Genomic DNA, 6,451 nt, shown 5'->3' on the forward strand with positions numbered 1-6,451 from the left:
CGGTGCTCTGACGGCGTCGGTGGAGGGCGCCGGGCTGGCCGAGCCGGCCGGGCGCCGCGCTTTTACCGCTTTCGCCCCATGGGTAATAGGCTGGAGGCGATCAGCCCGTTACCGATCTCTGGAAGGACCACCGTGGAGCTCGCCTCGTACGCCGATCTGGCCGTCCGGCTGGTGAACACCGAGGAGCCCGCGCGCGGCACCGACTCGCTGACCTCGGTGGACGCGGTGCGCGGCCTGTTCTCGGCCTCCTCCCGCGCCCGCGACCTCGCCGACGAATCGGACCTGCCCCGGCTGCGGGCCGTCCGCACCCGGCTGCGCGGGGTCTTCGAGGCCGCCGCCGAGGGCGAGGAGGTGCGCAGCGTCGACCTGCTGAACAGCCTGCTGATGGAGTTCCCGGTCAGCCCGCTGGTCTCCGGGCACGACCACCTCGACGAGGCCGGCCGGCCCCGCTGGCACCTGCACCTCGCCGACAACTCGCCGACCGCCACCGCGCACTACAGCGCCGTCGCCTGCATGGGCCTGGCCGTCCACCTGACCGAGCTGGGCGCCGACCGGCTCGGCATCTGCCAGGCCGCGCCCTGCCGCAACGCCTATCTGGACACCTCGACCAACCGGTCCCGCCGGTACTGCTCGGACCGCTGCGCCACCCGCGCCAACGTGGCCGCCTACCGGGCCCGCAAGCGCCTGGAGGCCCAGGAGGCCGCGGCGGCCGGGCACTAGCGGAGCCCGCCGGACACTAGCGGACCGGGAGTTCCTCCGGCCGGATCCAGACGCCGAGGCGGCGGGCGAGCCCGGGCACCCGCGCCAACGGGACGGCCAGCAGCAGCCGCTCCAGCCGCGGTCCGGGCGCCAGCCAGGCCGGGCGCGGGCGCAGCCGCAGCAGCACCCGGCCGAGCACCAGCTCGTCCGGCACCGCCCCGTAGCTGCGGCTGTCGCTGTCCACCGGCCGGTTGTCGGAGAGCAGCCACCAGCCCTTGGGCCGGCGGCCGTCGGCCCGCTTGACCACCAGCAGGTCCTGCTGGAACGGGTGACGGAACACCACCACCGCGCCGGGCCGGATCCGCGCGCCGTAGCGGACCAGCAACTGGTCCCCGTCGCGCAGCGTCGGCACCATCGAGTCCCCCGCCACGTCGATCAGCCCGAACGGCGCGCCGCCGCCCGGCGGACCGCCCTCCGGTTCCGCGCTCCGTGCCACGGCTCCTCCTCCCGGCTCGCGTCCCGCCGTTTCCCGTCCGGCTCCCGCCGCGTCCTGCCGTCCCGCTGTCGCGGCGTCGCCTGTCACCGACCAGTCTGCCGCACCGGCCGCCGGCCGCCGATGTCCGGATTCATCCGGTTCCGGCTCGGTCTTTTGCCCTAGGCGGGCCGCCCGGCCGGGAAACCGGACGGTCCGGCAGGTAATCTCGGGCGCGGGAAGACGATCTAAGGAAGGACTCCCATGTTCTCTCGTCTGTTTGCACCTCGCGCCACCGCCCACGCCCACTGCGACCTGCCCTGCGGTGTCTACGACCCGGCCCAGGCCCGGATCGAGGCCGAGTCGGTCAAGGCCACCCAGGAGAAGTACCAGGCCAACGAGGACGCGCACTTCCGCGCCCGCGCCATCATCATCAAGGAGCAGCGCGCCGAGGCGGTCAAGCACCACATCTCGGTGCTGTGGAGCGACTACTTCAAGGCCCCGCACTTCGAGAAGTACCCGCAGCTGCACCAGCTCATCAACGACACCCTGAAGGCCGCCTCGGCCACCAAGGCGTCCACCGACCCGGCCACCGGCCAGGCGCTGCTCGACCTCATCGCCGAGGTGGACAAGATCTTCTGGGAGACCAAGCAGGGCTGATCCCCGCCCGGTCGCCTTTCGGCCGCCCCCGTCCGGATCCGGACGGGGGCGGTCGCGCGTTCGGGGCCGGACGGGCACGACCGTTCGACGGTTCGACCAGTAAGGGTCGTAGGCCGCGAGCGCTTGTTATGCTGCCAGGGCGTCCCACGGGGGAAGCCGGTGCGAATCCGGCGCTGACCCGCAACGGTAAGCGGCCCCTACGGCCGTGAGCCCGATCGCCCGGGGGCGCCGACCTCCCGACAACTCGCCGCGGACTGCGAGGGGATGGCGCCCCGGCACACCCGCGCCCGGACCCGCCGCCCCTCGCCGCACCCGGCCCGAGGCAAGGCGTGCACCAGTGAGCAGCAGCACCGCGGCCGCACCGGCCACCGCCGCGGCCCCACCGGGCCACCGCCGGACACCCGCCCTCCCCCTGGCCGCCGGACTCGCCGCGGCCCTGCTCGGCTCGCTGGTCTGCGCCGTCGCGGTGGGCTCCGCCGGCCTCGGCTGGGTCCAGGTCCTGCGGCTCCTGGGCGCCGGCCTGACGGGCGGTCGGCTGGAGGCCGAGGAGGCCGCCGCGTACGCCATCGTCTGGGAGATCCGGCTGCCGCGCGCCGTCCTGGCCGCCGTGGTCGGCGCCGGACTCGCCGCCACCGGGGTCGCCGTCCAGGCGATGGTCCGCAACGCGCTCGCCGACCCGTTCGTGCTCGGCATCTCCTCCGGGGCCTCGGTCGGGGCCAACGCCGTGCTGATGTTCGGCGCCTTCGCCTCGCTCGGCGTCTGGGCGCTCTCCGCCTCCGCCTTCGCCTCGGCCCTGCTGGCCATGGTGCTGGTCTATCTGACGGCCCGTACCGCCCACGGGCTCACCCCGCTGCGGCTGGTGCTCACCGGTACCGCGATGTCCTACGGCTTCTCCGCCGTGACCGCGCTGATGGTCTTCGCCGCCGCCCGCGGCGAGGCCGCCCGCTCGGCCATGATGTGGCTGCTCGGCAGCCTCGGCGGGGCCACCTGGGGCTCGGTGCCGATCGCCGCCGTCACCGTGCTGGCCGGCCTGGCGTACCTGGCCCGCGCCGCCGGGCGACTGGACGCGCTGGCGATGGGCGACGAGACGGCCGCCTCGCTCGGCGTGGACCCGGACCGGCTGCGGCGCGCGCTGTTCGTGGTGACCGCGGCCGTCACCGGCACCGTGGTCGCGGTCAGCGGGGCGATCGGCTTCGTCGGGCTGATGGTCCCGCACCTGGCCCGGATGCTGGTCGGCGCCGGCCACCGCCGGGTGCTGCTGGTCGCGCCGCTCGCCGGGGCGCTGCTGCTGGTCTGGGTGGACATCGTCTCGCGCACCCTGCTGGCCCCCGCCGAACTGCCCGTCGGCGTGGTCACGGCGGCCGTCGGAGTGCCCTGCTTCCTGCTGCTGATGCGCCGTCGCGGCTACGCCTTCGGGGGCGGCCGGTGAGCGCCGCCGGCACTAGCGGGGCCCTGCACCTCGCCGTCGACCGGGTCTCGGTCGACCTGGCCGGCGTCCGGCTGGTCCACGAGGTCACCCTGACCGCCGCCGCCGGCCAGGTGGTCGGCCTGGTCGGCCCGAACGGCAGCGGCAAGTCGACCCTGCTGCGCTGCGTCTACCGGGCGCTGCGGCCCGCCGCCGGGGCCGTCCTGCTGGGCGGCGAGGAGATCCACCGGCTCCCCCCGCGCGAGGCCGCCCGACGGGTCGCGGCGCTGCCGCAGGAGCACTCCGCCGAGTTCGACTTCACCGTCGCCGAGGTGGTCGGCATGGGCCGGCTGCCGCACCGGCGCGGCGCCCTGGGCGGCCCGTCCGCGGCCGACGAGGAGCACTGCGCCACCGCGCTGCGCCGGGTCGGCGCCGGGCACCTGGCCGGCCGGGGCTACCTGAGCCTCTCCGGCGGCGAGAAGCAGCGGGTGCTGATCGCCCGCGCGCTGGTCCAGGAGCCCCGGGTGCTGGTGCTCGACGAACCCACCAACCACCTGGACATCACCCATCAGTTGGAGGTGCTGGCGCTCGTCCGGGAGGCCGGGCCGACGGTGCTCACCGCGCTGCACGACCTCAATCTGGCCGCCGGCCACTGCGATCTGCTGTACGTGGTCATGGAGGGGCGGATCGTCGCCTCCGGACCGCCCGCCGAGGTGCTCGAACCGGCGCTGCTGGCGGAGGTGTTCAAGGTCCGGGCGACGCCGGTCCGGCACCCGGTCACCGGCGCCGTCCAGCTGCTGTTCGACCGCCTGCCCTGACCGGCCCGGCTTCCCGTCCGCCCGACCGACCGCCCACCGCCCCGAGGACCTCCCATGCGCACCAAGGCCGTTGCCGCCGCCGCCCTGCTCGCCCTCGCCCTCACCGGCTGCGGCGCCGAGATCGCCCCGCGCGGCGACGGCGCCGCCGCGTCCGCCCACTACCCGGTGACCGTCGAGAACTGCGGCAGCCCGGTCACCTTCGCGCAGAAGCCCGCCCGCGCGGTGACGAACGACGTCGGCATCACGGAGCTGATGTTCGCGCTCGGGCTGGAGGACCGGATGGCCGGCTACGTGATGCCGGACGACAAGGGCCAGGTCGACAAGGTCGCCTGGAAGGACGCCTACCAGCGCGCCCGGTGGCTCTCCAAGAAGCAGATCACCAAGGAGATCGCGCTGGAGGCCCGGGCCGACCTGGTGTTCGCCGGCTGGCACTACGGCTTCGACGAGAGCCTGGGCGTCACCCCGCAGGCCCTGGCCGGCCTCGGCATCGGCTCCTACGTGCTCAGCGAGTCCTGCCGCAGCGGCAAGGGCACGGAGCGGGGGGTGATGTCCCCGCTGCACGCGCTGTACACGGACCTCGCCAACCTGGGCGAGATCTTCGACGTCCGGGACCGGGCGGACCGGCTGATCGCCGGGTTCAAGGCGGAGATCGCGGCCGTCCCCGAGCCCGCGTACCGTCCGGGTGTCTTCCTGTACGACAGCGGCGAGGACAAGCCCTTCACCTCCGGCCGGTTCGCCGCACCGGAGGAGATCATCACCAAGGCCGGCGGGCGGAACGTGACCGGGGACGTCGCCGACTCCTGGACCACGGTGGGCTGGGAGACCGTGGTCGAGCGCGACCCCGAGGTGATCGTGATCAACAACTACGGCACCCCCGACGCCGAGGCGAAGCGGCAGTTCCTGAAGTCCTTCCCGCCGCTGGCCGGCGTCTCGGCCGTCCGCAACGACCGGATCTTCGTACTGGACTACGTCGACCTGGTCGAGAGCCCCCGCAACCCGGCCGCGGTCACCGCCCTGGCGGCCTACCTGCGGACCGTCCCGGCCCGCTGAGGCGCCCCGACGCTCCCGGCCGGGGGCGGACGGCCCGGGACGGAAACCGGGCCGCCCAGTAGGCTCGGAGCCATGATCCGCACCACAGTTCCCGCCGACGTCCCCGTGATCCACCGCATGATCCACGAGCTCGCGGAGTACGAGAAGGCCGCGCACGAGGCGATCGCCACCGAGGAGCAGCTGCGGGCCGCCCTGTTCGGCGAGCAGCCGGCCGTGTTCGGCCTGATCGCCGAGGACGACACCACCGGCGAGCCGGTCGGCTTCGCGCTCTGGTTCCTCAACTTCTCGACCTGGCGCGGTAGCCACGGGATCTACCTGGAGGACCTCTACGTCGACCCGACCGCCCGCGGTGGCGGCCACGGCAAGGCGCTGCTGCTGGAACTCGCCCGGATCGCCGTCGAGCGCGGCTACGCCCGGGTCGAGTGGTCGGTGCTGGACTGGAACCGGCCCTCGATCGACTTCTACAAGGCGCTCGGCGCGGTGCCGATGGACGGCTGGACCGTCTACCGCCTCACCGGCGAGGCGCTCACCGCCGCCGGCGCGCGCTGAACCGGGCACGAACCAGGCGCACCGAACCCGCGCGCGGAGGGCGTACGCGGAGGGCGCACAAGGTCCCTCGTCGGACCCCTGCCACCCTGAGTCGCGATGCCTTACCATGAGTGACTCCCGCTCCGGGGCACGAACGCGGTAACGTCTCGGACGGACGGCGGCGTCCGGACGACCCCCGAGGGGTAAGACCGGTACGTACCGCACCACCCCTCTGGACAGTTGGGGCGAAGCAGTTGAGCCAAGCAACAGACAGTGCCGCGGCCACCGGCCCGGAAGCACAGCGCGTCACCCAGGAGGTGGGGGTGTCCCAGATCGACGGCGAGCCCGGAGTTCAGGACTTCGTGGAGGTCCGGCTACCCGCGGCCGGGGCCTACCTCTCGGTCCTGCGTACAGCCACGGCGGGCCTCGCGGCCCGGCTGGACTTCACCCTGGACGAGATCGAGGACCTGCGGATCGCGGTCGACGAGGCCTGCGCCATCCTGCTCCAGCAGGCCGTCCCCGGCTCGGTCCTCTGCTGCGAGTTCCGCCTGGTCGGCGACTCCCTCAAGGTGATCGTCTCGGCGCCCACCACCGACGGCCGGGCACCCGAACGCGACACCTTCGCCTGGACGGTGCTCTCCGCGCTGGCCGGCGAGGTCGAGTCCACGGTCGCCGAGGACAAGACCGTGTCGATCAGCCTGCACAAGAAGCGCGGCGGCTCCGCCGCCCACTAGGTCCGCCGCGGCAGCGCGGCAGCAGCACCTGACAAGGGCCGTGCGGGCGGCCCCCCCCCCGGCCGGCCGGCCGGCGCCCCGTCCC

8 protein-coding genes and 1 riboswitch are annotated in these 6,451 nt (G+C 74.1%); of the genes, 7 read left to right on the forward strand and 1 reads right to left on the reverse strand.

From position 1 onward, the window contains the following. Positions 1–132 precede the first annotated feature (132 nt). Positions 133–720 (forward strand): CGNR zinc finger domain-containing protein, encoded by a 588-nt coding sequence (locus tag SM793_RS36075; RefSeq protein WP_320443368.1) that lies wholly within the window; start codon positions 133–135, stop codon positions 718–720. A 16-nt stretch (positions 721–736) separates the two neighbouring features. On the opposite strand, the gene sodX is transcribed toward SM793_RS36075, so the two are convergent. Beyond that, positions 737–1,195 (reverse strand): nickel-type superoxide dismutase maturation protease, encoded by a 459-nt coding sequence (gene sodX, locus SM793_RS36080; RefSeq protein WP_320443369.1) that lies wholly within the window; start codon positions 1,193–1,195, stop codon positions 737–739. Positions 1,196–1,435: 240 nt separating this feature from the next. Between sodX and sodN the strand changes: the two genes are divergently transcribed. The 6 genes from sodN to SM793_RS36110 all read left to right on the forward strand — a co-directional run bounded on the left by sodN (position 1,436) and on the right by SM793_RS36110 (position 6,366). Beyond that, positions 1,436–1,831 carry a superoxide dismutase, Ni gene (sodN, locus tag SM793_RS36085; protein WP_320443370.1) on the forward strand — a complete coding sequence of 132 codons (396 nt, stop codon included), beginning with the start codon at positions 1,436–1,438 and terminating at the stop codon, positions 1,829–1,831. Between the two features lie 149 nt (positions 1,832–1,980). Further along, positions 1,981–2,052: riboswitch (cobalamin riboswitch) on the forward strand. Between the two features lie 116 nt (positions 2,053–2,168). Continuing rightward, on the forward strand, positions 2,169–3,260 hold the full coding sequence (locus SM793_RS36090) for an iron ABC transporter permease (protein ID WP_320443371.1): 1,092 nt from the start codon (positions 2,169–2,171) through the stop codon (positions 3,258–3,260). A gap of 23 nt (positions 3,261–3,283) precedes the next feature. After that, the gene (locus SM793_RS36095) at positions 3,284–4,054 is read left to right on the forward strand and encodes an ABC transporter ATP-binding protein (RefSeq protein WP_320443375.1); all 771 of its coding nucleotides are present in this window, start codon (positions 3,284–3,286) and stop codon (positions 4,052–4,054) included. Positions 4,055–4,108: 54 nt separating this feature from the next. Continuing rightward, positions 4,109–5,104: an ABC transporter substrate-binding protein gene (locus tag SM793_RS36100; RefSeq protein WP_320443372.1), complete on the forward strand. Its 996-nt coding sequence runs from the start codon at positions 4,109–4,111 to the stop codon at positions 5,102–5,104. Between the two features lie 72 nt (positions 5,105–5,176). Further along, on the forward strand, positions 5,177–5,653 hold the full coding sequence (locus SM793_RS36105) for a GNAT family N-acetyltransferase (protein ID WP_320443373.1): 477 nt from the start codon (positions 5,177–5,179) through the stop codon (positions 5,651–5,653). A gap of 302 nt (positions 5,654–5,955) precedes the next feature. Continuing rightward, positions 5,956–6,366 (forward strand): anti-sigma regulatory factor, encoded by a 411-nt coding sequence (locus SM793_RS36110; protein ID WP_320443374.1) that lies wholly within the window; start codon positions 5,956–5,958, stop codon positions 6,364–6,366. Positions 6,367–6,451 lie beyond the last annotated feature (85 nt).

Source organism: Kitasatospora purpeofusca (assembly GCF_034043715.1).
GTDB lineage: Bacteria > Actinomycetota > Actinomycetes > Streptomycetales > Streptomycetaceae > Kitasatospora > Kitasatospora purpeofusca_A.